The sequence below is a fragment of the Streptomyces sp. NPDC057438 genome, from assembly GCF_042802995.1.
In the GTDB taxonomy this organism is placed as follows: Bacteria; Actinomycetota; Actinomycetes; order Streptomycetales; family Streptomycetaceae; genus Streptomyces.
The window spans coordinates 1-21,949 of the sequence record NZ_JBHVDD010000031.1; the positions used below are offsets into that span (position 1 = coordinate 1).

22 protein-coding genes are annotated in these 21,949 nt (G+C 71.2%); 9 read left to right on the forward strand and 13 right to left on the reverse strand.

Annotation, left to right across the window (positions count from 1 at the left end):
- Positions 1-723: 723 nt before the first annotated feature.
- Positions 724-1,338, reverse strand: a complete 615-nt coding sequence (locus ACFU5F_RS18915; protein ID WP_383888270.1) for a DNA-3-methyladenine glycosylase — start codon at positions 1,336-1,338, stop codon at positions 724-726.
- Between the two features lie 380 nt (positions 1,339-1,718).
- Here ACFU5F_RS18915 and ACFU5F_RS18920 point away from each other — a divergent pair, with 380 nt between their 5' ends.
- The 3 genes from ACFU5F_RS18920 to ACFU5F_RS18930 all read left to right on the forward strand — a co-directional run bounded on the left by ACFU5F_RS18920 (position 1,719) and on the right by ACFU5F_RS18930 (position 3,741).
- Positions 1,719-2,501, forward strand: coding sequence for a sporulation protein (locus ACFU5F_RS18920; protein ID WP_383888273.1), 783 nt, complete (start codon positions 1,719-1,721; stop codon positions 2,499-2,501).
- 42 nt (positions 2,502-2,543) lie between these two features.
- On the forward strand, positions 2,544-3,083 hold the full coding sequence (locus ACFU5F_RS18925; RefSeq protein ID WP_383888276.1) for a YbhB/YbcL family Raf kinase inhibitor-like protein: 540 nt from the start codon (positions 2,544-2,546) through the stop codon (positions 3,081-3,083).
- A 151-nt stretch (positions 3,084-3,234) separates the two neighbouring features.
- Positions 3,235-3,741, forward strand: a complete 507-nt coding sequence (locus ACFU5F_RS18930) for an HNH endonuclease (RefSeq protein ID WP_383888279.1) — start codon at positions 3,235-3,237, stop codon at positions 3,739-3,741.
- A 126-nt stretch (positions 3,742-3,867) separates the two neighbouring features.
- On the opposite strand, the gene ACFU5F_RS18935 is transcribed toward ACFU5F_RS18930, so the two are convergent.
- The 3 genes from ACFU5F_RS18935 to ACFU5F_RS18945 all read right to left on the reverse strand — a co-directional run bounded on the left by ACFU5F_RS18935 (position 3,868) and on the right by ACFU5F_RS18945 (position 6,342).
- Positions 3,868-4,815 carry an SPFH domain-containing protein gene (locus tag ACFU5F_RS18935; RefSeq protein WP_005477598.1) on the reverse strand — a complete coding sequence of 316 codons (948 nt, stop codon included), beginning with the start codon at positions 4,813-4,815 and terminating at the stop codon, positions 3,868-3,870.
- Between the two features lie 158 nt (positions 4,816-4,973).
- Entirely contained in the window at positions 4,974-5,405 is a 432-nt protein-coding gene (locus tag ACFU5F_RS18940; protein ID WP_383888283.1) for an NfeD family protein, read from the reverse strand.
- 145 nt (positions 5,406-5,550) lie between these two features.
- Complete coding sequence (locus tag ACFU5F_RS18945; RefSeq protein ID WP_383888286.1) at positions 5,551-6,342, reverse strand: ABC transporter ATP-binding protein; 792 nt, start codon at positions 6,340-6,342, stop codon at positions 5,551-5,553.
- A gap of 150 nt (positions 6,343-6,492) precedes the next feature.
- Here ACFU5F_RS18945 and ACFU5F_RS18950 point away from each other — a divergent pair, with 150 nt between their 5' ends.
- Positions 6,493-7,278 carry a hypothetical protein gene (locus ACFU5F_RS18950; protein ID WP_383888289.1) on the forward strand — a complete coding sequence of 262 codons (786 nt, stop codon included), beginning with the start codon at positions 6,493-6,495 and terminating at the stop codon, positions 7,276-7,278.
- 237 nt (positions 7,279-7,515) lie between these two features.
- Here ACFU5F_RS18950 and ACFU5F_RS18955 read toward each other — a convergent pair whose 3' ends face one another.
- The 4 genes from ACFU5F_RS18955 to ACFU5F_RS18970 form a co-directional block, all read right to left on the reverse strand.
- A complete protein-coding gene (locus ACFU5F_RS18955) occupies positions 7,516-7,755 on the reverse strand; it encodes a chaplin family protein (protein WP_383888291.1) in 240 nt (79 codons plus the stop codon).
- Between the two features lie 189 nt (positions 7,756-7,944).
- Positions 7,945-8,193, reverse strand: a complete 249-nt coding sequence (gene chpE, locus ACFU5F_RS18960; RefSeq protein WP_013004687.1) for a chaplin ChpE — start codon at positions 8,191-8,193, stop codon at positions 7,945-7,947.
- Positions 8,194-8,350: 157 nt separating this feature from the next.
- On the reverse strand, positions 8,351-8,992 hold the full coding sequence (locus tag ACFU5F_RS18965; RefSeq protein ID WP_383888294.1) for a response regulator: 642 nt from the start codon (positions 8,990-8,992) through the stop codon (positions 8,351-8,353).
- Positions 8,985-10,130, reverse strand: a complete 1,146-nt coding sequence (locus ACFU5F_RS18970) for a GAF domain-containing sensor histidine kinase (protein WP_383888297.1) — start codon at positions 10,128-10,130, stop codon at positions 8,985-8,987. Before ACFU5F_RS18970 ends, ACFU5F_RS18965 begins: the two co-directional genes overlap by 8 nt.
- Before the next feature lie 244 nt (positions 10,131-10,374).
- On the opposite strand from ACFU5F_RS18970, the gene ACFU5F_RS18975 reads away from it, so the two are divergent.
- The 3 genes from ACFU5F_RS18975 (at position 10,375) to ACFU5F_RS18985 (ending at position 13,211) form a co-directional block, all read left to right on the forward strand.
- Positions 10,375-11,070, forward strand: coding sequence for an SDR family NAD(P)-dependent oxidoreductase (locus ACFU5F_RS18975; protein WP_383888299.1), 696 nt, complete (start codon positions 10,375-10,377; stop codon positions 11,068-11,070).
- The gene (locus ACFU5F_RS18980) at positions 11,067-12,248 is read left to right on the forward strand and encodes an S-adenosylmethionine:tRNA ribosyltransferase-isomerase (protein ID WP_383888302.1); all 1,182 of its coding nucleotides are present in this window, start codon (positions 11,067-11,069) and stop codon (positions 12,246-12,248) included. The genes ACFU5F_RS18975 and ACFU5F_RS18980 overlap by 4 nt, the downstream gene beginning before the upstream one ends.
- 297 nt (positions 12,249-12,545) lie before the next feature.
- Positions 12,546-13,211, forward strand: a complete 666-nt coding sequence (locus tag ACFU5F_RS18985) for a transglycosylase SLT domain-containing protein (protein ID WP_383888305.1) — start codon at positions 12,546-12,548, stop codon at positions 13,209-13,211.
- Positions 13,212-13,290: 79 nt separating this feature from the next.
- On the opposite strand, the gene ACFU5F_RS18990 is transcribed toward ACFU5F_RS18985, so the two are convergent.
- Positions 13,291-15,792 (reverse strand): FHA domain-containing protein, encoded by a 2,502-nt coding sequence (locus tag ACFU5F_RS18990; protein ID WP_383888308.1) that lies wholly within the window; start codon positions 15,790-15,792, stop codon positions 13,291-13,293.
- Between the two features lie 242 nt (positions 15,793-16,034).
- Here ACFU5F_RS18990 and ACFU5F_RS18995 point away from each other — a divergent pair, with 242 nt between their 5' ends.
- Entirely contained in the window at positions 16,035-17,936 is a 1,902-nt protein-coding gene (locus ACFU5F_RS18995; RefSeq protein ID WP_383888310.1) for a streptophobe family protein, read from the forward strand.
- A 149-nt stretch (positions 17,937-18,085) separates the two neighbouring features.
- On the forward strand, positions 18,086-19,294 hold the full coding sequence (serB, locus tag ACFU5F_RS19000) for a phosphoserine phosphatase SerB (protein ID WP_383888313.1): 1,209 nt from the start codon (positions 18,086-18,088) through the stop codon (positions 19,292-19,294).
- Positions 19,295-19,378: 84 nt separating this feature from the next.
- On the opposite strand, the gene ACFU5F_RS19005 is transcribed toward serB, so the two are convergent.
- The 4 genes from ACFU5F_RS19005 to ACFU5F_RS19020 form a co-directional block, all read right to left on the reverse strand.
- Positions 19,379-19,897, reverse strand: a complete 519-nt coding sequence (locus ACFU5F_RS19005) for a SixA phosphatase family protein (RefSeq protein WP_383888316.1) — start codon at positions 19,895-19,897, stop codon at positions 19,379-19,381.
- 97 nt (positions 19,898-19,994) lie between these two features.
- Positions 19,995-20,210 (reverse strand): hypothetical protein, encoded by a 216-nt coding sequence (locus tag ACFU5F_RS19010; RefSeq protein WP_383888319.1) that lies wholly within the window; start codon positions 20,208-20,210, stop codon positions 19,995-19,997.
- Positions 20,211-20,389: 179 nt separating this feature from the next.
- Positions 20,390-20,506 carry an SGM_5486 family transporter-associated protein gene (locus ACFU5F_RS19015; RefSeq protein WP_383888322.1) on the reverse strand — a complete coding sequence of 39 codons (117 nt, stop codon included), beginning with the start codon at positions 20,504-20,506 and terminating at the stop codon, positions 20,390-20,392.
- A 49-nt stretch (positions 20,507-20,555) separates the two neighbouring features.
- On the reverse strand, positions 20,556-21,818 hold the full coding sequence (locus ACFU5F_RS19020) for a CynX/NimT family MFS transporter (protein WP_383888325.1): 1,263 nt from the start codon (positions 21,816-21,818) through the stop codon (positions 20,556-20,558).
- Between the last annotated feature and the right edge of the window lie 131 nt (positions 21,819-21,949).

Consider the following 21,949-nt stretch of genomic DNA (forward strand, 5'->3'; position numbering starts at 1 on the left):
TTTGTACTCACCCTCTCGGGCTTTCCTCCGGGCTTTTCCCTTCGGTCTTGCTGTCTTGCGTTTCCGACTCTATCAGACCGTTTCCGGTTCCGATTCCCAGTCGGGAGGTTTGCCTTTCGGCTGTCTTTTGACCGCTAGGTTTCCCTCGCGGCCTTTCGACATCCACTACGTTAGCCGATTCCCTAAGCAACTCATAATTGAGTTCCGCGGGCTGGAATCAAGGCATGCCTGATTCGCCCCCGCTGAGGGGATGTCGTAGGTAGTGGGTTGGCCGCTCTCGGCTGCTGGCTGAACGCCGTAACCGGTTCAAGCGGCTCGGGCTACGTTACGGACCCCTCAGGGGTGAGTCAAGTTGAGCGCCGCCGAGCGACCTGGTCCGGCAGAGGCTGACAGTCAGGTCGCCCGCGGCCCAGGAGCGCCGGGGGTGGACGACTCCGGCGCCGGCGGCATCGGTGTGAGGGCCGTTGCGTACCTGGTCAGCACCTGGCCAAGACCAACGCGGGTACTCGTCAGGATGGTTGGGGTGAGCCGTCCGACGCACAGGTTTCCGTACCGTCGAAGGCACGTTTCACGTCCAGGGGCGCGGCCGGACGAGTGGGCCCTTTGGCCGGTTCCTTGTCCTTTCAGGCCGAGATTCGACGTTTGGGAGCAGTGCCGACACTCTGGTGATCCCGCTCGCCCACAGCTGGACCCTGCGGCAGGCTGCGCAGGGCGCCCGACGGCTCAGGCTCCGGCGGGCCGTTCGGCTCTCGGGCTCAGCCGGTAGGCCGAGACCGTTGGATCACCGGCGACGTAGAAGCGGTGTTGCCAGTCGTGGGCCTTGCTCACTCCCACCCGAGGGCCGATGCGGATGAGCGCGGGAGGCAGGAGCGACTCGCCGTGGGACAACGTGACCGTGGTACCGGTCAGGAGGTCCGCGCCGTCGTGCTCTCCGGTGATGCCGAGTGCCTGACAGAAGTTGCCGGGCCCTCGGGCCAGGCGTGGCCCCTCGACCTTCTCCCCTCGCCGCTCGCGTGCCAGGTCCTGCCCCGCGACGACCCTGCCCGCCCGGATCAGTACGGCGGAGGCGATGCCGTCCGTCCCTGTGACGACGTTGGCGCACCAGTGGAGACCGTGGGACCGGTAGACGTACAGGTGCCCTGCGGGGCCGAACATGGCCGCGTTGCGGAGAGTCCGGCCCCGATAGGCGTGGGATGCCGGATCAGCCGTACCGGAGTACGCCTCGGTCTCCGTGACGGCGATGCTCACGGTCCCCTCAGGGGTGTTGCAGGTGAGCACGGTCCCGAGCAGTTCGGGGGCGACCTCTTCGGCGGGTCGGGCGAGGAAGTCAACGTTCATGCCGACCGCCTTGCCCTGTGAGGGTGAAGTAGACGTACACGGGCCCCGGGCGGACGGGGTCCGCGGTGACGCTCATGAGGACGCTTCCCAGGAGCTCCGGTGTCACCCTTTGGTACGGGGTGGTCGAAGGACTCGCGGGCCGGGGGCGTACGGTCGGTGCTCGCGATCATGGCGTCCGAGCGTAGTCCAGACGGGTGCGTGCCGACGGGTGGCGAGAGGGCGTCCTCCTTGGAAGGGTGTGGAGCTGGAGGACGCGGAACCGGTCGCCGTCGGTTTGCGTTGGTAGGGATCAAGGATCCGTGCTTCGCCGAGCGATCCACACCACAAGACACAGCAGAACCACACAGATATGCAGGCATTGCCTGACGGGAGGAACGGACATGGGGTTCAAGCGGCTGCTCGCGAGCCTGGGAGCCGGTGGGGCTTCGGTCGAGACGGTACTGACCGAGGTGAATGTCGTCCCGGGCGGCGTCGTCCAGGGTGAGGTAAGGATCCAGGGCGGGTCCGTGGACCAGCAGATCGAGGCGCTGTCCGTCGGTCTGCAGGCCCGGGTCGAGGTGGAGGGCCAGGACGCGGAGTACAAGCAGGACATGGTGTTCACCAAGCAGCGGCTCGGTGGTGCCTTCGAGCTCAAGGCCGGGGCGGTCCACGTGGTGCCGTTCGGGCTGGAGATCCCGTGGGAGACTCCGGTCACCACCATCCAGGGCCACAGCCTCCCGGGCATGAACATCGGTGTGACCACCGAGCTGGAGATCGCGCGCGCGGTCGACTCCGGTGACCTGGACCCGATCAACGTGCACCCGCTGCCGGCGCAGCAGGCCATCCTGGACGCCTTCATCCAGCTGGGCTTCCGCTTCAAGAACGCCGATCTGGAGCGCGGTCACATCCGGGGCACCCGGCAGAAGCTGCCCTTCTACCAGGAGGTCGAGTTCTACCCGCCGCAGCAGTACCACGGCCTCAACCAGGTCGAGTTGAGCTTCGTCGCCGACGACCGCGAGATGGACGTCGTGCTGGAAATGGACAAGAAGCCGGGGCTGTTCAGCGAGGGCAGCGACTCGTTCCGTTCGTTCCGGGTGGGGCTGCACGACTACCAGGGCACGGACTGGGCCGCGTATCTGAACCAGTGGCTGTCGGAGGTCGGCAGCAAGCGCAGCTGGTTCTAGGCTCTGAGCACACCCACCCCGGATCCATCAGGAGGTATTGAGGTGACCGAGCCGAAGAGGCCGCCGCTCCCCCACGATTTCCACCCGGTCGTGCCGTCGTTCACGGTCACGAGCGAGGACGTCGAGGCGGGTGCGACGCTCAAGGACGCTCAGGTCCACGCGGAGGGGAACACCTCGCCGCAGCTGAGCTGGGCGGGCTTCCCGCCCGAGACCAGGAGTTTCGCCGTCACCTGCTACGACCCGGACGCCCCCACGGGCAGCGGGTTCTGGCACTGGGTGGTGTTCGACATCCCGGTGTCGGTGACGGAGCTGCCGACGGGCGCGGGCTCGGGGAAGTTCGAGGGGCTGCCCGAGGGCGCCGTCCAGGTGCGCAACGACTACGGGACGAAGGACTTCGGTGGGGCCGCTCCGCCACCCGGGGATCCCGCGCACCGCTATGTGTTCACGGTGTACGCCGTGGATCAGGAGAAGCTCGGTCCGGACTCGGACGCCTCACCCGCCGTGGTCGGCTTCAACCTGCGGTTCCACACCTTGGCTCGTGCTCACCTCATCGGCGAGTACGCCGCTGGGGCGGAAAAGTAACGAAGCCGGACGTTCATTGAACGTTTGCCCGTCTCTGGTCTTGGAAGTGATCAGAGACGGGCATTTTTTATTGCGTTGTCCATCTCGGCGTGCCCGGCCAGAGTTGATCCAAGCCCGCCGGGGGGTGGGCTGGCACAGGAGGTGGGCTGGGATGCGGGACACGCTGGTACTGAACGCGAGCTTCGAGCCGCTGTCGACGGTGACGCTCAACCGCGCCGTCGTGCTGGTGCTGCAGGACAAGGCCGTCGTCGAGCAGACCCACCCCGAACTGCGCATGCGCGGAGCCGCGGTCGACATACCGGCGCCCCGGGTGATCAGGCTCTGCAGGTACGTCAGGGTGCCGTTCCGAAGACAAGCGCCCTGGTCCAGGCGGGGTGTGCTGGTACGGGACAGGCACAGGTGCGCGTACTGCGGGAGGCGGGCGACGACCGTGGACCACGTGGTGCCGCGTTCGCGGGGCGGTGGCGACACCTGGCTGAACACGGTCGCCTCGTGCGCCGAGGACAATCACCGCAAGGCCGACCGGACTCCGGAGCAGGCGGGTATGCCGCTGCTGCGGGAGCCGTTCGAGCCGACGCCGGCCGACGCGATGCTGCTGTCCCTGGGGCACGACGACTTCGACGCGCTGCCGGCGTGGCTCTCCCAGGGGGCCGCGTAACGCCCTTCGCGGTTGCGGTGGTTCGCGGTCCGCGGGGTGCGTCGTGACTCGGCGTGCGGTCCCCGTACCCCGGCAGATGTCCGGGCCCGTCCTTCTCGCGAAGGCAAGGGCCCATCGTCGTGTGCTCTAGTCGATCGCGGGCTTCTCGCGGCGTTCGCCGTTGCCGTCCGCCGGCCTCGGGACCGACGGGCCGCCGCCCAGGTTGCCGAAGTTGCCCATGGCACCGGAGAGTCCCTTGAGGGCGTCGCCGATCTCGCTGGGGACGATCCAGAGCTTGTTGGCGTCGCCCTCGGCGATCTTCGGGAGCATCTGGAGGTACTGGTAGGACAGGAGCTTCTGGTCCGGGTCGCCGGCGTGGATGGCCTCGAAGACCGTACGGACGGCCTGGGCCTCGCCCTCGGCGCGCAGGGCGGCGGCCTTGGCCTCACCCTCGGCGCGGAGGATCTGGGACTGCTTCTCGCCCTCGGCGGTGAGAATGGCCGCCTGGCGCGTACCTTCGGCGGTGAGGATCGCGGCGCGCTTGTCACGGTCGGCGCGCATCTGCTTCTCCATCGAGTCCTGGATGGAGGTGGGCGGCTCGATCGCCTTCAGCTCGACGCGGTTGACGCGGATGCCCCACTTGCCGGTGGCCTCGTCGAGGACGCCGCGCAGGGCCGCGTTGATCTCCTCGCGGGAGGTCAGGGTCCGCTCCAGGTCCATGCCGCCGATGATGTTGCGCAGGGTGGTGACGGTGAGCTGCTCGATCGCCTGGATGTAGCTGGCGACCTCGTAGGTCGCGGCGCGGGCGTCGGTGACCTGGTAGTAGATGACCGTGTCGATGTTCACGACCAGGTTGTCCTGGGTGATCACCGGCTGGGGCGGGAACGGCACGACCTGTTCCCGGAGGTCGATCCGGTTGCGGATCGAGTCGATGAACGGGACGACGATGTTGAGGCCCGCGTTGAGTGTGCGGGTGTAGCGGCCGAACCGCTCGACAATGGCCGCGCTGGCCTGTGGGATCACCTGGATGGTCTTGATCAGGGCGATGAAGACCAACACCACCAGAATGATCAGGACGATGATGATCGGTTCCATCGTTGCTCCCCGTGCCCTTCTCCGCCGTGGCGCTTCCGGAAGATCTTATGCCTGTTCGGACTGTTGAAGATCTTGCTGGTCGAGTCTGGCAGAACACCGCCTGCCAGGTGGGTCGTTCAGGTCATTGCGTCATCGCCTCGTGACCACGTCGTGCGAGGTCACATGACGATCGCCGTGGCCCCCTCGATCTCCACGACGTCCACTTCCTGACCCACCTCGTAGGCCTGGCCGGTGTCGAGCGCGCGGGCGGACCAGACCTCGCCGGCCAGCTTGATGCGGCCGCCCGAGCCGTCGACCCGTTCCAGGACGACGGCCTGTCTGCCCTTCAACGCGTCGATTCCGGTCGCGAGTTGGGGCCGCTGGGATCGGTGCCGGGCAGCGACGGGCCGTACGACCGCGATGAGCGCGACGGAGACGACCGCGAAGACGAGGACCTGGAGGATGATCCCTCCGCCCAGCCCCGCGGTCGCGGCGCCGGCGACCGCGCCGAGGGCGAGCATGCCCAACTCGGGCATCGCGGTCACGACGAGGGCGATCCCGAGCCCGGCCGCGCCGATCAGCCACCACACCCATGCGTCGATGCTGTCCACATCGGCAATGGTAGAACCGCGATCGGGCCGCCGAACAGAGCGCACGGTCAAAGATCACGTACAGAGGGCGTCCAAGTCGGTTGCTCCTGGGGCCGGTTGTGGCCCCAGGGCATGCGACGGGCGGAGGATCGGGAGAAGTCGCGGGTCAGGTGAGCGGCAGACCGTGGGCGGTCCAGCGCTCGCCGAGCTGGTCGACGACGAGCGGCAGGCCGAAGCAGAGGGAGAGGTTGCGGGAGGTGAGTTCCAGCTCCAGCGGGCCCGCGGCGAGGACCTTGCCCTGACGGATCATCAGGACGTGGGTGAAGCCCGGCGGGATCTCCTCGACGTGGTGCGTGACCATGATCATGGAGGGGGCGATCGGGTCGCGGGCGAGGCGGCCGAGGCGGCGGACGAGGTCCTCGCGACCGCCGAGGTCGAGGCCGGCGGCGGGCTCGTCGAGGAGCAGCAGCTCGGGGTCGGCCATCAGGGCGCGGGCGATGAGGGTGCGCTTGCGCTCGCCCTCGGAGAGGGTGCCGAACTTGCGGTCGACGTAGTCGGTCATGCCGAGGCGGTCGAGGAAGGCGCGGGCGCGCAGCTCGTCGATCTCCTCGTAGTCCTCGTTCCAGGTGGCGGTCATGCCGTACGCGGCGGTCAGCACGGTCTGCAGGACGGTCTGGCGCCGGGGAAGCTTCTCCGCCATGGCGATGCCGGCCATGCCGATACGGGGGCGCAGCTCGAACACGTCGACCTTGCCGAGGGTCTCGCCGAGGATCGTGGCGGTGCCCTTGCTGGGGTAGAGGTAGCTGGAGGCGATGTTCAGGAGGGTGGTCTTGCCCGCGCCGTTCGGGCCGAGGATGGCCCAGCGCTCGCCCTCCTTGACCGACCAGGAGACCTGGTCCACCAGAGCCCGGCCCTCGCGGACCACGGATACGTCCTCCAGCTCCAGAACATCGCTCATGAGCGCGCTGTCTCCCCTTGCAGTGTCGGCCTGTCTCGGCTGTCGCGTACGCCTGTGGTCGGAGCCACCGCCGGGTGGGCGCAGCCCATGGGGAAATCTACGCCACCGGTCGGGCCGTCCATCCCCTCGGTCGGTCCTTAGGGTGGGGGCATGCTTTCCGAACCACGTTCAGGGCGCCTCGCCTCATGGGGAAATGCCCTTCTTGCCGGACTTGTCTCGCCGGATGACGCGGTACTCGCGATCGTCGGGGAGGACGCGGTGCATCGGGTGGAGGGGTTGCCCGGTGAGACGGGGCCCGTCGGACTGACGCTCGCGCTGGGGCGGTTGCGGGCGCTCGGGGTGAGCGGGCTGCGCATCGCGCTGCCGACGGCGGGGCATCCGCTGGGGCTGAGCGGGCCACCGGAGTTCAACAAGCGGGCGCTGGAGGCGGAGGAGGCGGTCGTCTGCCACGGCGGTGCGCTGGGGCTGGTGCCGGAGGTGTACGCGGCCGGGCCTACCGGCGACGAGCACGTGGAGGTCGTCTGGCACTGCCTGGAGGTGCGGGAGGCCCCGCCGGCCGACGTGCCGTCCCTCGGGGAGGCCGAGCGCGAGCTGGCGGAGGCGTTGCGGGACGCCACCGCCGTGCTGTCCCGGCTGGACGTCGCGGCGTCCGGGCCGGTGGCCGAGGCGGCGATCGACGCGTACCGGGCGCGGGCCGAGCGGGGCCGTGAGGTGTTGGCGCCCGGGTATCCGCCGCGTGCGGTACGGGTGCTGGAGCTGGCGCAGCGGGTGGGGCTGCTGATCTCCGTGGCGTACGAGAACGGGCACGGCGGGGCTGTGAGCGCGTCCGAGATGGCCTCCCGGAGCTCCGCGCTGCGACCGGTGGAGCGGACGGCCCGGCGGGCGCAGGTGGCGGCGTACAACGCGTTCGTGGAGGAACGGGAGCGCGGGCGCTAGCCGGGCGGGGGTGCGGTGGGCCTTGACTGTGCGTCGTCCGGCGGCTGCCGCTGTGGCTGGGCCCCGGGACGTACGGACCGGCCGGCTGCGGAGGGGCCCGGGCGGCGTGCGCCCGGCGGCTCCGGTGCGATGGCGTGTCGTCCGGCGGCTGCGACTGGGCCGGGCGGGCAGCGTAAGGGCCGCGCCCCGCGAGCCCGGGAGGTTCGCGGGGCCTGGGTGTGCCACTGGCGGCGGAACTCAGTGGTGGGCGCTGATGTTGCCGAACGTCGGGTTGAGTGCGGCGATGAGGTTGGCGCCGAGGCCGGTGACCGTGACGGGGACGTCGACGGGGACCTGGGCGTCGAGGCCGGAGGTGACGCCCGGGGAGCCCACGGCCGCGCTGTCCGCCGACGAGTCGGCGACGGCGGCGCCGGACGAGGCGCCCACGGCGAGACCGGCGGCGGTGACGGTCAGGGCGGCCTTCTTGGCGAAGTTCATGAGCTGCGTTCCTCCTGCGCCGTACGTGGCGGCCCGCCCGCAGGCCGTGCGCTGATCAACGCCCGGCGGTGGCACTTGGCACGGAGGAACGCGCCGAACGGCCCGTTCGGCGCGTTGGCGCGACAATTCGACCGGCCCTCCAGGGGCGCCTGGAGGGCCGGTGGTCACAGATGCTCCGCGGCGGGAACGTCAGTGGTTGACACCCAGGTTGCCGAAGGCCGGGTTCAGGACGCCGATGACGTTCACGCTGTTGCCGACCACGTTCACGGGGACGTGGACCGGGGCCTGGATGACGTTGCCCGAGACGACACCCGGCGAGCCGATGGCCTTGCCGTCGGCGTGCGCCCCGCCGTCGGTGGCGGAGGCCATGCCGGCACCGGCGGCGACGAGGCCACCGGCCACCATCGTGACAGCGGCGGCCTTCTTCAGGTTCTTCACGGTGAGCCCTTCCTTGCGGTCACTGCGGCGGTCGCACGCAGTACGCACTGAAGAACGGCGGGGCTCCCCCGAGGATGCGCCACCCGGGGGACATACACCCGACAGTATGAATCTCAGCCCGGAGTGGAACCCTCCGTATTGCCGGACGATCCGATCCTCATCCCGCCATACCGTGGCGTACCGCCCACAGCGCGGCCTGAGTGCGGTCCGCGAGGTCGAGTTTCATCAGGATGTTCGAGACATGGGTCTTCACCGTCTTCTCGGAGAGGACCAGCGCGCGGGCGATCTCGCGGTTGGAGCGCCCGTCGGCGATCAGGCCGAGCACCTCGCGCTCCCGCTCGGTGAGGGAACCGCCCCTGCCTTGGCCCGAGTTGGCCTCCTCCTGGGACAGCAGCGCGTCGGCGACCTCCGGCTGCAGCAGGATGTGTCCGGCGTGCACCGAGCGGATGGCGCCGGCGAGTGCGTCGGGGTCCACGTCCTTGTAGACGTACCCGGCGGCGCCGGCGCGCAGGGCCGGGACGACCGTGCGCTGCTCGGTGAAGCTGGTGACGATGAGCACGCGCGCGGGGTTGGCGAGTTCGCGGAGCCTGCGCAGGGCGTCGACGCCGTCCATGCCCGGCATCTTGACGTCCATGAGGACGACGTCGGGACGGAGCTCCTCGGCGCGGGCGACGCCCTCGGCGCCGTCGGCGGCCTCGCCCACGACCTCTATGTCGTCCTGCACCTCCAGGAAGGTGCGCAGGCCGCGTCGGACCACCTGGTGGTCGTCGACCAGCAGCACCTTGATCGTCTCAGCCACCGGGGACCTCCATCTCGATCGTGGTGCCCTTTCCGGGCGCCGATTCCACGGTCAGCCGGCCGCCGACCCCGCTCGCCCGGTCGCGCATGGAGACCAGGCCGAGGTGGCGTCCCGCGCGACGCACGCCCTGGGTGTCGAAGCCGGCGCCGTCGTCGGTGACCCGCAGGACGGCTCCGCCGCCGAGCCGGTCGAGGGTGACATCGACCCGCTCGGCCCCCGAATGCCGCAGGGCGTTGTGCAGCGCCTCCTGGGCGACACGCAGCATGGCCTCCTCCTGGGCGGCGGGCAGCGCGCGGGCGCCCCGGCCGGAGAAGGTGACACGGGCGCTGTGGGCGCGGTCCAGGACGTGGATCTGGGTGCGCAGGGTGGCGGCCAGGCCGTCCTCGTCGAGCCCGGCGGGGCGCAGCTCGACGACGGCGGCGCGCAGCTCGTCGGCGGCCTCGGCGGCGAGGGCGGCGACCTGCTGGAGTTCGCCCTTGGCGCGGGAGGGGTCGCGGTCGACGAGGGCGGTGGCGGCCTGGGCGGTCAGGCGCAGGGAGAACAGCTTCTGGCTGACGGCGTCGTGGAGCTCGTGGGCGAGCCGGGAGCGCTCCTCGGCGATGGTGAGTTCGCGGCTGCGCTCGTAGAGGCGGGCGTTGGTCAGGGCGATCGCGGCGTGCTGGGCGAGGATCGACAGCAGTTCCTCGTCCTCCTCCGTGAAGCCGCAGCCGCCCTCGGGCCGGGGACACCGTTTGTTGGCGAGGAACAGGGCTCCGATGACCTCGTCGCCGTCGCGGATCGGCAGGCCCAGGAAGTCGATCAGGTCGGGGTGGGCGCTCGGCCAGCCCTCGAAGCGGGGGTCCTCGCGGACGTCGGCCAGGCGCTCGGGGGTGGCCTCGTGGAGCATGGCGGCGAGGATGCCGTGCTGGCGCGGGAGGGGGCCGATGGCCTTCCACTGGGCGTCGCTGACGCCGTCGACGACGAACTGGGCGAAGCCGCCGTGATCGTCGGGGACGCCGAGCGCCGCGTACTCCGCGTCGAGCAGCTCCCGCGCGGAGGCGACGATCGTCTTGAGGACGTCGCGCACCTCCAGGTGCCTGCTCATGGCCAGCAACGCGGCGCTCACCGCGGCGAGGCCGGATCGTGGACCGTGACTCATGACCTCACCGTACCGGCGGGGTCCGGCACGGCGGATCGGACCGCCGGGGGCCTCGCGCGGGCCCTCGGTCCTAGGCCGGGGACCTAGGACCGTGCCTAGGTCGCGGGGGTCGGGCCGGCGGCCTAGGGCCAAGGGACCCCGCGGTCTGCGGCCCGCGTACGAGGCGGCGGGGGCGGCCTGGTTCCTACGTTGGGATCACCGCCGCCCGGGCCGGGCGGCGGCCGAGGACGAGGGGACGGATGTCATGCCCGTAGCGATCATCACGGGGGCTTCGAAAGGGCTGGGGCGGGCGCTGGGCGCGGCGCTGGCGGAGCGCGGGTGGGACCTGGTGCTCGACGCCAGGACCGCCGTGGCGCTGAAGAAGTCGGCGGCGGAGCTGTCGGCGTACGGGACGCGGGTGGAGGCACTGCCGGGGGACGTCACCGACGCCGGTCACCGGGCCGCGCTGGTGGCGGCGGCGGGGGCGCTGGGCGGGGTCGATCTGTTGGTCAACAACGCGAGCGCGCTGGGTGCCGAGCCGCTCGTACGGCTGGAGGGGCTGGCGCTGGACGGGCTGCGGCGGGCCCTGGAGGTCAATCTGGTCGCGGCGCTGGGGCTGGTCCAGGAGGCGCTGCCGCTGCTGCGGGCCTCGGGGGCGGGGTCGGTGGTCAACGTCAGTTCGGACGCGGCGGCCGAGGCGTACGGGACGTGGGGCGGGTACGGGGCCTCGAAGGCGGCGCTCGACCAGCTGTCGGCGGTGCTGGCCGAGGAGGAGCCGGGGCTTCGGGTGTGGGCCGTCGATCCCGGGGACATGGGCACGGATCTGTACGCGGCGGCCGTACCGGACGACGACGGTCCGCGGCCGAGCCCCGAGAGCGTGGTCCCGGCATTTCTGCGGCTGCTGGACGAGCGGCCGGTCAGTGGCCGCTACGGTGCTCCGTCCCTGCTGGAGGGGCGATGACGACGGCGACGGTACGGGTGCCGGACGGGCTGCACGCGCGGGTGCCCGCCGAGCAGCGCGGTCCGGGGCTCGACCGGGACGGCGTGCGGCTGATGGTCTCGCGGGGCACGGAGGTGTCGCACCACGCGTTCGCGGCGCTGCCGGGGCTGCTGGCCGCGGGGGACCTGTTGGTCGTCAACACCTCGCCGACGCTGGCGGCGGCGGTGGACGGGGTGGTCGGGAACGCGCGTGTGGTGGTGCATTTCTCCACACGGGGCGACGACGGACGGTGGGCGGTGGAACTGCGGGATCCGGACGGGCGCGGCACCACACGCGTGCGCGCGGGCGGTCCTGCGGGGACGGAGGTACGGCTTCCGCGTGAGGTGCGGCTCGTCCTGGAGGAGCCGCTGAGCGAGCGGGGCGAGCGGCTGTGGTGGGCGCGGGTGTCCGCGCCGTCGTCGGGGGCCTCCGCATCCTCACGTGCGTCCGCGTCTTCAGGAGCCTCAGGATCATCGGCGGACTCGGTGGCCTCGGCGGCCGTCGCCGAGGTGTTGCGGGAGCACGGGCGGCCCATCCGGTACGCCTATACCGAGCGGGACCAGCCGTTGTCCGTCTACCAGACGGTGTTCGCGTTGCCGTCGCGGGACGGGGCGGGCAGCGCCGAGATGCCGAGCGCGGGGCGGCCGTTCACGGCGCGGATGGTGGCGGAGCTGGTGAGCCGGGGGGTGCAGTTCGCGCCGGTCACGCTGCACACCGGGGTGGCGTCGGCGGAGGCGCACGAGCCGCCGTACCCGGAGCGGTTCACGGTGCCGGAGGCGTCGGCGCGGCTGGTCAACGCGGCCCGCGCGGGTGGCAGGCGGGTGATCGCCGTGGGGACGACGGCGGTGCGGGCCGTGGAGTCGGCCGCGGGGTCCGACCGTGTCGTACGGGCCCGGGACGGCTGGACGGACCTGGTGGTGACGCCGGAGCGCGGGGTGCGCGTGGTGGACGGGCTGCTGACCGGGCTGCACGAGCCGGAGGCGTCGCATCTGCTGATGCTGGAGGCGGTCGCGGGACGGGCGGCGATCGACCGCGCGTACACGGCGGCGGTCGAGGGGCGCTATCTCTGGCACGAGTTCGGGGACGTTCACCTCGTCCTGCCGGGGATCCCGCCCCTGGACGGACCTCACTCAGCGCATTGCGGCAGCAACCTTCCGTGAAGTGAGGGCCGGGCCCGTGTGAGCCCGCCCATAGGGTGCGCATCACGTACGAACCTGCCTAGGAGAGGGATAAGGGCGGTTTGAGCGGGAAGGACGCGTTGGTCTGTCCCGTTTTGCCCTTTCCGGTTCAACTAAGCAGCATCGTACGTCACACCTTTGCCACACGATTTTGCGGCCGCTAAGAATTGCTGCTGTCGCTCGACGCCGCGGGTCGCCCCGCGGCGTTTGTGCTGGAACAGCAATGTCCCCACCCGGCACGAGAGCGACCTCCGCGCTATTCGAAGAGGTCCCTCACTGATGCTCAAGAACGCCAAGAACCCCGGCCGCAGTCTCGCGCTGACCAAGACCCACAAGCTCTCGCTCGCCGGTGTGGCCACCTTCGGTGCCGCCGCCCTCGCGCTTTCGCTGGTGCCGGCCGAGGCTCAGACCGCCACGCAGACCGTGTCCGCGGCTCCGGCGGCGTTCAGCCAGAACCCGGCCCAGGCCGCGAAGGCCAGCGTCACGAACCAGGCCGCCGACGCCGACAAGAAGGCCGCCGCCGCTGCCGCGAAGAAGAAGGCCGACCAGGAGCGCGCCAAGAAGGAGGCCGCGAGCCGGGCCGCCCAGCGCGCCAAGATCGCCAAGGCCGCCGTGAAGTCGTACCCGAACAACCTCGACGGCTGGATCCGCGAGGCGCTCGACATCATGAAGAAGCACAAGATCCCGGGCACCTACCACGGCCTGCACAAGAACATCATGCGGGAGTCCTCGGGCAACCCGAACGCCATCAACAACTGGGACATCAACGCCCAGAACGGCGTCCCGTCGATCGGTCTGCTGCAGGTCATCAAGCCGACCTTCGACGCCTACCACGTCCCGGGCACGAAGAAGAGCCAGTACGACCCCGTCGCCAACCTGACGGCCGCCGCGAACTACGCCGCCGACCGCTACGGCTCGATCGACAACGTCAACAGCGCGTACTGAGGCCCGCGCGGGACCTCGGAGAACGTGGAAGGGCGGCACCCGGTACGGGTGCCGCCCCTCGTTCGTCAGTGTCCGCCGGTCACTTCCGCATGACCTCCGGCTCGTGGCGGCGCAGGAAGCGGGCCACGAGGACTCCGCAGATCACGCCGAGCACGATGAGGGCGATCATGTCGAGGCTGTAGGCGCCGACCGTGTGGTTCCACAGCGGGTCGGTGTCACCCGCCTCCTTGGGCGGGCTGATGTTGTTGAAGTCCAGCGTGGCACCGGCCGCGGCGACCGCCCAGCGCGAGGGCATCAGGTACGAGAACTCGTTGACACCGGGGCTGCCGTGCAGGGCGAAGAGGCAGCCGGTGAAGACGACCTGGACGATCGCGAACATCACCAGCAGCGGCATCGTCTTCTCGGCGGTCTTCACCAGCGAGGAGATGACCAGGCCGAACATCATGGACGTGAAGCCGAGGCCCATGATCGGGATGGAGAGTTCGAGCATGACGGCGAACTTGCCCTCGCCGAAGATCAGGGACTCGTCCGGGATGGTCCGGCTGGAGAACCCGATGGCGCCGACCATGGCGCCCTGGAACACGGTGACCGCGCCCAGGACGATCACCTTGGACATCAGGTACGCCGAGCGCGACAGGCCGGTGGCCCGCTCCCGCTCGTAGATCACCCGTTCCTTGATCAGCTCTCGGACGGAGTTGGCGGCGCCCGCGAAGCACGCGCCGACCGCGAGGATCAGCAGCACCGTGGTGGCCGTGCCGTTCGGGAGAGGCAGGTTCGTCACCTTGTTCACCGGCCGGACCAGCAGGTCCTTGTCCGGGTCGATGAGCAGGCTCACCGCGCCGAGCACGGCCGGCAGGATCACCGTCAGCGCCAGGAAGCCCTTGTCGGACACGATGACGGAGACATAGCGCCGGACCAGGGTGCCGAGCTGGGAGAGCCAGCCCTGCGGCTTCGGCGGACGCATCGACTGCGGCGGCGGCATGTGCACCGACTGCGGAGCGACGGCGTCGATGTCCGCGGCGTACATCTGGTAGTGCTGCGAGCCCTTCCAGCGGCCCGCCCAGTCGTAGTCGCGGTAGTTCTCGAAGGCGGAGAAGACGTCGGCCCAGGTCTCGTAGCCGAAGAAGTTCAGCGCCTCCTCGGGCGGACCGAAGTACGCCACCGAACCGCCCGGCGCCATCACCAGGAGCTTGTCGCAGATCGCCAGCTCGGCGACCGAGTGGGTGACCACCAGGACCGTACGGCCGTCGTCGGCGAGGCCGCGCAGCAGCTGCATGACGTCGCGGTCCATGCCCGGGTCTAGGCCGGAGGTCGGCTCGTCCAGGAAGATCAGCGACGGCTTGGTCAACAGCTCCAGGGCGACCGAGACGCGCTTGCGCTGGCCGCCGGAGAGCGAGGTGACCTTCTTGTCCTTGTGGATGTCGAGCTTCAGCTCGCGCAGTACCTCGTCGATGCGGGCGTCGCGCTCGGCGGCCGTGGTGTCGGCCGGGAAGCGCAGCTTGGCCGCGTACTTGAGGGCCTTCTTGACGGTCAGCTCCTTGTGCAGGATGTCGTCCTGCGGGACCAGACCGATGCGCTGACGCAGCTCGGCGAACTGCTTGTACAGGTTCCGGTTGTCGTAGAGGACGTCGCCCTGGTTGGCGGGGCGGTAGCCCGTGAGCGCCTTCAGCAGGGTGGACTTGCCGGAGCCCGACGGGCCGATGACCGCGATGAGCGACTTCTCCGGGACACCGAAGGAGACGTCCTTCAGGATCTGCTTGCCGCCGTCGACGGTGACCGTCAGATGGCGCGCGGAGAAGGAGACGTCACCGGTGTCGACGAACTCTTCCAGGCGGTCGCCGACGATACGGAACGTCGAGTGGCCGACGCCGACGATGTCGTTCGGGCCGAGGAGGGCCGTGCCGCCCTTGGCGATCGGCATACCGTTGACGAACGTGCCGTTGTGCGAACCGAGGTCGCGGATCTCGAAGCGCCCGTCGGGCGTCGCGTGGAACTCGGCGTGGTTGCGCGAGACCTGGAGGTCGGAGACCACCAGTTCGTTCTCCAGCGCACGGCCGATGCGCATGACCCGGCCGAGCGACAGGTGGTGGAACGTGGTCGGGCTGCGGTCGCCGTAGACCGGCGGCGCCCCCGCGCCACCACCGGGGCCCTGCTGGTGCGGCACCTGTGCCTGCGGCTGCTGCCAGCCCGCCTGCGGTGTCTGCTGCGGCGGGGCCTGCTGGCCGGCGTATCCGGCGTTCGCGCCCTGCGCCGCGTACGGCTGCTGCTGGGGCTGCGCCACGGACGCGGCGGTACCGGAGAGGCTGAGCCTCGGGCCGTCGGTCGCGTTGCCCAGGTGCACGGCCGAACCGGGGCCGATCTCCAGCTGGTGGATGCGCTGCCCCTGCGCGAAGGTGCCGTTGGTGCTGCCGTGGTCCTCGATCACCCAACCACGGCCGCTGAAGCTGATCGTGGCGTGACGCCAGGACACCCTGGCGTCGTCGAACACGATGTCCCCCTGCGGATCACGTCCGAGGGTATATGCCCTGGACGGATCGAGCGTCCAGGTTTGTCCGTTCAATTCCAGTACGAGTTCCGGCACTCCATGCCCCACTGAGTTGTCCCCCGAATTACCCCCGTCACAGGGAGTCTAGGGATGTCGAACATCGGGGGGAACTATTTCAGGCTCGGCCCCCTGACCGAAAGTCGGGCCTTGTGAAGAGTGCGTACGGGGGTCGTCGGCCCATGACGTTGACGGGGTTGAAACCGGGCCGGATAGTGGTAATCCCACGCGAGAGGGACATCGGCGGTCCAACGCCGCGATGCGGATCGGGGGGTCCGACCATGAGCGACCGGAATGTCCGCCGGAGCCGCGGTGTGCCGTGGGGGGACGTCCTGTTCTCCGCGATCGCCGCCGTGAGCTGGGCGTTGATCGGAATGGCGGGTACGGCGGCGCTCGGCCTGCATCTGCTGGAGGCCGACACCGCGGGTGAACTCGGGCCCATGACAGCGGCGGTCGTGGCGCTGGGGGCAGGTGGGTCGGTGACCCCGACCGGCGACGTGTCCGTCTTCGGCCTGGAAGGGGCGCAGGCCACCACCTCCCTCGAGATCACGCCACTGGGGGTCGGCCTGGTGGGAGCACTGCTGCTGGCCTGGTTCTTCCTGCGGTCCCTGCGGGGCGCGGGAGTTGTCGTCCCCGCCGGCGAACTCCTCGCGCGGGCAACCACGGTGCTCGCGCTCTTCGTGGCGCTGATGGGCGGGCTGGCCTGGGCCGGGAACGCCGTCATCACCCTCGACGGAGACGAGCTGGGGCTCGACGGACGACTGCCGGGCGGCGGCGCCCTCGACGACGTGGAGATCCCGGGGCTCGGCGACATCGGGGACATCGGTGGTGGTCTGCTGCCGGACCGGCTGGGCGACCTGGCCGACGCGAACGCCGAGGTCGGCTTCACCGTCGACACCGTGCCGACCCTCCTCGGCGGCCTGACCTGGTGTCTGTGCGTGCTGCTCGTCGCCCTGCTGGCCTCGCGCCGCACTCCCCTGCCGCCCGCCCTCGGCGCCCTGCACCGTGTCGTACGGCCGGCGGTGTCCGCGACGGTCTCCGTGCTGCTGGTGGCGGTCCTGGCCGGGCTGGCGGCCGCCGCCTGGGCGGCGATCGGCGACCCCCATCCCCGGCGGATCGCCGGCGCCGCCCTCCTCGGCGCGCCCAACGGTGTCTGGCTGGGCGTCCCCCTCGGCCTCCTCGTCCCCTGGGACGGCAGGGCCACCGGCGCACTCGCCGCCCTCCTGCCCGACCCGCTCGACGAGCTGCTGCGCATCGACGCGAGCGAACCCGTCACGCTCGGCCGCCTCGCCGAACTGGACGGCCGGGTCTGGCTGTTGGGCCTCGCGGCCGCGCTGATGATGGTGTACGCGGGGGTCCTGACCGCCGTACGTACGCCTTTCGTACGGCGGTCCGCTGCCGCCGCTGCCGGTGGCGGGGCCGGTGCGGACGTACGGGGCACGGGTGCGCCCGGCTTCGTGGGACTCTGCGCACTTCGGCTGGGCCTCGCGACGGCGGTGGCGCTGCCGCTGCTCGTACGGCTGACGGAGGTGTCGGTGGACGCCTCGCTGGGTCTGTTCGGCATCGACGCGTTCGACGCGGGCATCGAGCTGCGCGGACAGGCCGCGGCGGCCGTGGTGCTGGGCGCGCTGTGGGGCGCGGGCGCGGGGGCCGTCGGGGCGCTGCTGGCCTGCGCGACGCGGGCCGCCGGGCTGCGGGCCTCCCCGTGGGCACGGGGGGACTCCGATGCCGGGCGGTCGGCGGGCTCCGTGGCCGCGGTGGCCTCCTCCTCCTCAGGACCGTACTCGCCGGGCATGCCGTACCGGCCGCCCAACCCGGACACCAATCCGTATCTGCGGCTGCCGGACGCGTTGCGGCGGGAGCGGGGGGCGCGGGAGGCGTCGGGGTGGGGCGGGGGCGCGAGCGGTGCCGGGGGTGCTGGAGGTCCGGCGGGCTCCGGGGGCCGGGGCCGTCCCGGCGGTCCGGGGGCGCCGCCGCCCGATGTGTACGGGGCGCCCACGGTGGCGCGACGGTTCACGCCTCCGCCGCGACGGCCGGGGCAACGGCCGGGATCAGGGGCGGGGACCGGGTCGGGCTCGGGGTCGGGGTCGGGCATCTGGCCTGCCCCGCCACCGCCGCCCGAGGAGGGGCCGCCGCCCCCGCCACCACCGCCACGGGGGCCCCAGGGGCCCCGGGAGCATTGAGATGCCGGGAGCGGGAGTGATCCGAGGGGCGCTCCTGGGTGTCGTACACGATCCGGGCGCGCTTCGCCCGCCCGTAACCCAGTGTTCTCCGTCCGCTGGGCGGACCTCAGGGGCAAAAGGCGCGGGACGCCGGATACGGTGGGCACATCATGAGCGCTTCGCAGATCTCCTCTGACGTCCCCACCCTCCTCGTCAAGATCTTCGGCAAGGACCGGCCGGGCATCACCGCAGGGCTGTTCGACACCCTCGCCGCGTACTCCGTCGACGTGGTCGACATCGAGCAGGTCGTCACCCGTGGCCGGATCGTGCTGTGCGCGCTCGTGACCGAGCCGCCCGCCGGGCAGGAGGGCGATCTGCGGGCGACCGTCCACAGCTGGGCGGAGTCGATGAAGATGCAGGCGGAGATCATCTCCGGCAAGGGCGACAACCGGCCGCGCGGCCTCGGCCGCTCGCACGTGACCGTGCTGGGCCACCCGCTGACCGCCGAGTCCACCGCCCGTATCGCCGCCCGGATCACGGCGACCGGCGGCAACATCGACCGTATCTTCCGGCTCGCCAAGTACCCGGTGACGGCCGTCGAGTTCGCGGTCTCCGGTACGGAGCCGGAGACGCTGCGGACGGCGCTGGTCACCGAGTCGGTGGCGCTGGGCGTGGACGTGGCCGTGGTCGCGGCCGGGCTGCACCGGCGGGCGCAGCGCCTGGTGGTCATGGACGTGGACTCGACCCTCATCCAGGACGAGGTGATCGAACTCTTCGCCGCTCACGCCGGCTGCGAGAAGGAGGTCACCGAGGTGACCGAGGCCGCGATGCGCGGCGAGCTGGACTTCGAGCAGTCGCTGCACGCGCGTGTGGCGCTGCTGGAGGGGCTGGACGCCTCGGTGGTGGAGAAGGTGCGCAGCGAGGTGCGGCTCACGCCGGGGGCGCGCACGCTGATCCGCACGCTGAAGCGGCTGGGCTTCCAGGTCGGTGTCGTCTCGGGCGGTTTCACCCAGGTCACGGACGACCTCAAGGAGCGGCTGGGGCTCGACTTCGCGCAGGCCAACACGTTGGAGATCGTGGACGGCAAGCTCACCGGCCGGGTGGTCGGGGAGATCGTGGACCGTGCGGGCAAGGCGCGGCTGCTGCGCCGGTTCGCCGCCGAGGCGGGGGTGCCGCTGGCCCAGACCGTGGCGATCGGCGACGGCGCGAACGACCTCGACATGCTGAACGCGGCCGGCCTGGGGGTCGCCTTCAACGCCAAGCCGGTGGTCCGCGAGGCCGCGCACACCGCGGTGAACTTCCCCTTCCTCGACACCGTGCTGTACCTCCTCGGCGTGACCCGGGAAGAGGTCGAGGCGGCGGACACGAACGTCGAGTAGCGGGGCGTACGCAGGGTGGAGGCCCGGCACCCGAGGGGTGCCGGGCCTCGGTCGTGCCGGGTGCCGGTGGACGCGTGGGCGGGGTTACTCCGTGGGCGCCCAGTAGTCGGCCAGGGTGGTGACGCCCGGCTCCAGGCCCTTCCAGACTCCTTCGAAAGAGAGCACGGCGAAGGCGGCGGCGGGGAATCCGTGGCGGTTCAGACGCGTGCGGGTGTCACCCTCGGCGCTGCCCGCGAGGATGTCGGCGAGGCCCTGGATCCCGGGGTTGTGGCCGATCAGGACCATGTTGCGCACATCGTCCGGGGTCTCGTTGAGCAGGGCGATCAGCTCGCCGGGCGAGGCCTCGTAGATGCGCTCCTCGTAGACCGTTTTCGGCCGTTCGGGCAGCTCGTGGACGGCCAGCTTCCAGGTCTCGCGGGTCCTGACGGCGGTGGAGCAGAGGGCAAGGTCGAGGGGGATGCCGGAGTCTGCCAGCTTGCGCCCGGCGACGGCGGCGTCCATACGGCCCCGGTCGGCGAGCGGCCGCTCGTGGTCGGAGACCTGGGGCCAGTCGGCCTTCGCATGCCGGAAGAGGACAATCCTGCGGGATTCTGCGACGCTCATGCGTCCCAGCTTCGCACGAAACAGGCCATGGGGCGCAGGGAGTTGAAGGGCCGGTACCCGGCACCCGTACCTGTGCCTCCGGTGGGCTGGCCACTCGTCACTGCGCGTGGCCCGGCAGCACCTGGCGTATGAGCTCCACGAGGTGGGTGATCGCGGGTTCGCCGCCCGCCGCCTGGGCCTGCGCGGGGTTGAGGATCACCAGCAGCAGGGTGACGAAGCCGAGGGCGGGCAGGGCGAGTGCCCACCAGGGAAGCCGGAAGCCGACGGCGCCTGCGGGCGCCGGGTGGGGCCGGGTGTGCGTACGGGCCGACATGCCGCCTCCGTGGTCTGCGAGTCCTCGTGGCCCGGTCCTCCGTGGACCCTCGCGGGTCACCTGCGGCCACACCTCGACGTTACGGACGGCGGGCGCTGCGGCCCATCAGGTGATCCACCCACTTCACCCTGAGACTCACCCCCTAGGGGACGGGGGGTTAACCCCACCCCGCGGCGGGGTCACGGTGACGCGATGGCCGCGATGACTCCGATGACGACGAAGATGGCGAGGAACGAGCCGAAGACCAGGAGCATCTTCTTCTGGCCGTTCTGGGGGTTCGGGTCGAGCACTGGCATGCGCCCAGTCTCGCACCCCTGCTCCCCCACCGGGCCGCCGGGGGCACGGTCAGCGGGCCGCCTCGTCCTCGACGACCCGGTCACGGCCCGCGAGGACGCCCGCCGCCATCTGCGGGATCACCAGGGCGGCCATGAGGGCGAGGGGCAGCCCCCAGCCGCCGCTGTGCTGGTAGAGGACGCCGACGAGGAGCGGGCCGGGGATCGAGATGAGGTACCCGGTGCTCTGCGCGAAGGCCGACAGCTGGGCCACGCCCGCACCGGTCCTGGCCCGCATGCCGACCATGGTGAGCGCGAGCGGGAAGGAGCAGTTGGCGATGCCGATCAGCACGGCCCAGGCCCAGGCTCCCCCGGCCGGGGCGGCGTGGAGACCGCCGTATCCGAGGAGCCCGCAGACGCCCAGGACGACCACGATGGGCCCCTGGTGGGGCAGCCGGGTGGCGAGCCGGGGGATCACGAAGGCCAGCGGTACGCCCATCACCATCGTGACGGCCAGCAGCAGCCCCGCCGTACCGGCCGGGACCCCCGCGTCCCGGAAGATCTGGGCCATCCACCCCATCGTGACGTAGGCGGCGGTGGCCTGGAGCCCGAAGAACACGGCGAGCGCCCAGGCGGTTCGGCTCCGGGTGACGCGGGCGGTCCCCTCCTCGCGCGCGGGAGCACGCCCGGCCGGGCGCGTGGAGCGGTCCCGGACGAAGGGCAGCCAGGGCAGCACCGCCACCGCCGCGAGGCCCGCCCACACCGCGAGGCCGGTCTGCCAACTGCCGCCCAGCGCCGTCGTCATGGGCACGGTGACGGCCGCGGCGGTGGAGGTGCCGAGAGCGAGGGCCATGGAGTAGAGGCCCGTCATGGAGCCGACCCGGTCCGGGAACCAGCGCTTGACGATGACCGGCATCAGGACGTTGCTGACGGCGATGCCCATCAGGGCGAGCGCGCTCGCGGCCACGAAGCCGGCCGTGCCGCCGGCGAACGGCCGCAGCAGCAGGCCGCCGGCGATCGCGGCCATGCCCGCGCTGACGACGGCGGCCGGGCCGAAGCGGCGGGCGAGCCGGGGCGCCATGACGCCGAAGACGGCGAAGCAGAGCGGCGGCACGGAGGTGAGCAGACCGGCGACGCCGGCGCTCATGCCGAGCCCGGCGCGCACCTCTTCGAGGAGGGCGCCGAGGCTGGTGATGGCGGGGCGGAGGTTGAGGGCCGTCAGGACGATGCCGACGACCACCAGCCGTGGCGCCCACGCGCGCGTACCCCGCGCCGGCCCCTCGGGTGCGGGGCCGCCGTCGGGTGCGGGGTGCGCGGGCGCGCCGCGTTCGGACATGGCCCGTCCTCGTGTCGATGTCGGTGCCGATGTCGATGCCCGTGTCGATGCCTGTGCCGAAGTCTCCTCGCTCGCCATGACATCCATCATAGAATCATAGGATGATTGGTTGTCCATGGCCCGGCCTCCCT

What these genes read in the sequence shown, in the direction of transcription:
- ACFU5F_RS18915 (WP_383888270.1), bottom strand. Translation starts at nt 1,338, where the DNA reads ATGAACGTTGACTTCCTCGCCCGACCCGCCGAAGAGGTCGCCCCCGAA.
- ACFU5F_RS18920 (WP_383888273.1), top strand. Translation starts at nt 1,719, where the DNA reads ATGGGGTTCAAGCGGCTGCTCGCGAGCCTGGGAGCCGGTGGGGCTTCG.
- ACFU5F_RS18930 (WP_383888279.1), top strand. Translation starts at nt 3,235, where the DNA reads ATGCGGGACACGCTGGTACTGAACGCGAGCTTCGAGCCGCTGTCGACG.
- ACFU5F_RS18935 (WP_005477598.1), bottom strand. Translation starts at nt 4,815, where the DNA reads ATGGAACCGATCATCATCGTCCTGATCATTCTGGTGGTGTTGGTCTTC.
- ACFU5F_RS18945 (WP_383888286.1), bottom strand. Translation starts at nt 6,342, where the DNA reads ATGAGCGATGTTCTGGAGCTGGAGGACGTATCCGTGGTCCGCGAGGGC.
- ACFU5F_RS18950 (WP_383888289.1), top strand. Translation starts at nt 6,493, where the DNA reads ATGCTTTCCGAACCACGTTCAGGGCGCCTCGCCTCATGGGGAAATGCC.
- ACFU5F_RS18955 (WP_383888291.1), bottom strand. Translation starts at nt 7,755, where the DNA reads ATGAACTTCGCCAAGAAGGCCGCCCTGACCGTCACCGCCGCCGGTCTC.
- ACFU5F_RS18970 (WP_383888297.1), bottom strand. Translation starts at nt 10,130, where the DNA reads ATGAGTCACGGTCCACGATCCGGCCTCGCCGCGGTGAGCGCCGCGTTG.
- ACFU5F_RS18975 (WP_383888299.1), top strand. Translation starts at nt 10,375, where the DNA reads ATGCCCGTAGCGATCATCACGGGGGCTTCGAAAGGGCTGGGGCGGGCG.
- ACFU5F_RS18980 (WP_383888302.1), top strand. Translation starts at nt 11,067, where the DNA reads ATGACGACGGCGACGGTACGGGTGCCGGACGGGCTGCACGCGCGGGTG.
- ACFU5F_RS18985 (WP_383888305.1), top strand. Translation starts at nt 12,546, where the DNA reads ATGCTCAAGAACGCCAAGAACCCCGGCCGCAGTCTCGCGCTGACCAAG.
- ACFU5F_RS18995 (WP_383888310.1), top strand. Translation starts at nt 16,035, where the DNA reads ATGAGCGACCGGAATGTCCGCCGGAGCCGCGGTGTGCCGTGGGGGGAC.
- serB (WP_383888313.1), top strand. Translation starts at nt 18,086, where the DNA reads ATGAGCGCTTCGCAGATCTCCTCTGACGTCCCCACCCTCCTCGTCAAG.
- ACFU5F_RS19005 (WP_383888316.1), bottom strand. Translation starts at nt 19,897, where the DNA reads ATGAGCGTCGCAGAATCCCGCAGGATTGTCCTCTTCCGGCATGCGAAG.
- ACFU5F_RS19010 (WP_383888319.1), bottom strand. Translation starts at nt 20,210, where the DNA reads ATGTCGGCCCGTACGCACACCCGGCCCCACCCGGCGCCCGCAGGCGCC.
- ACFU5F_RS19015 (WP_383888322.1), bottom strand. Translation starts at nt 20,506, where the DNA reads ATGCCAGTGCTCGACCCGAACCCCCAGAACGGCCAGAAGAAGATGCTC.
- ACFU5F_RS19020 (WP_383888325.1), bottom strand. Translation starts at nt 21,818, where the DNA reads ATGTCCGAACGCGGCGCGCCCGCGCACCCCGCACCCGACGGCGGCCCC.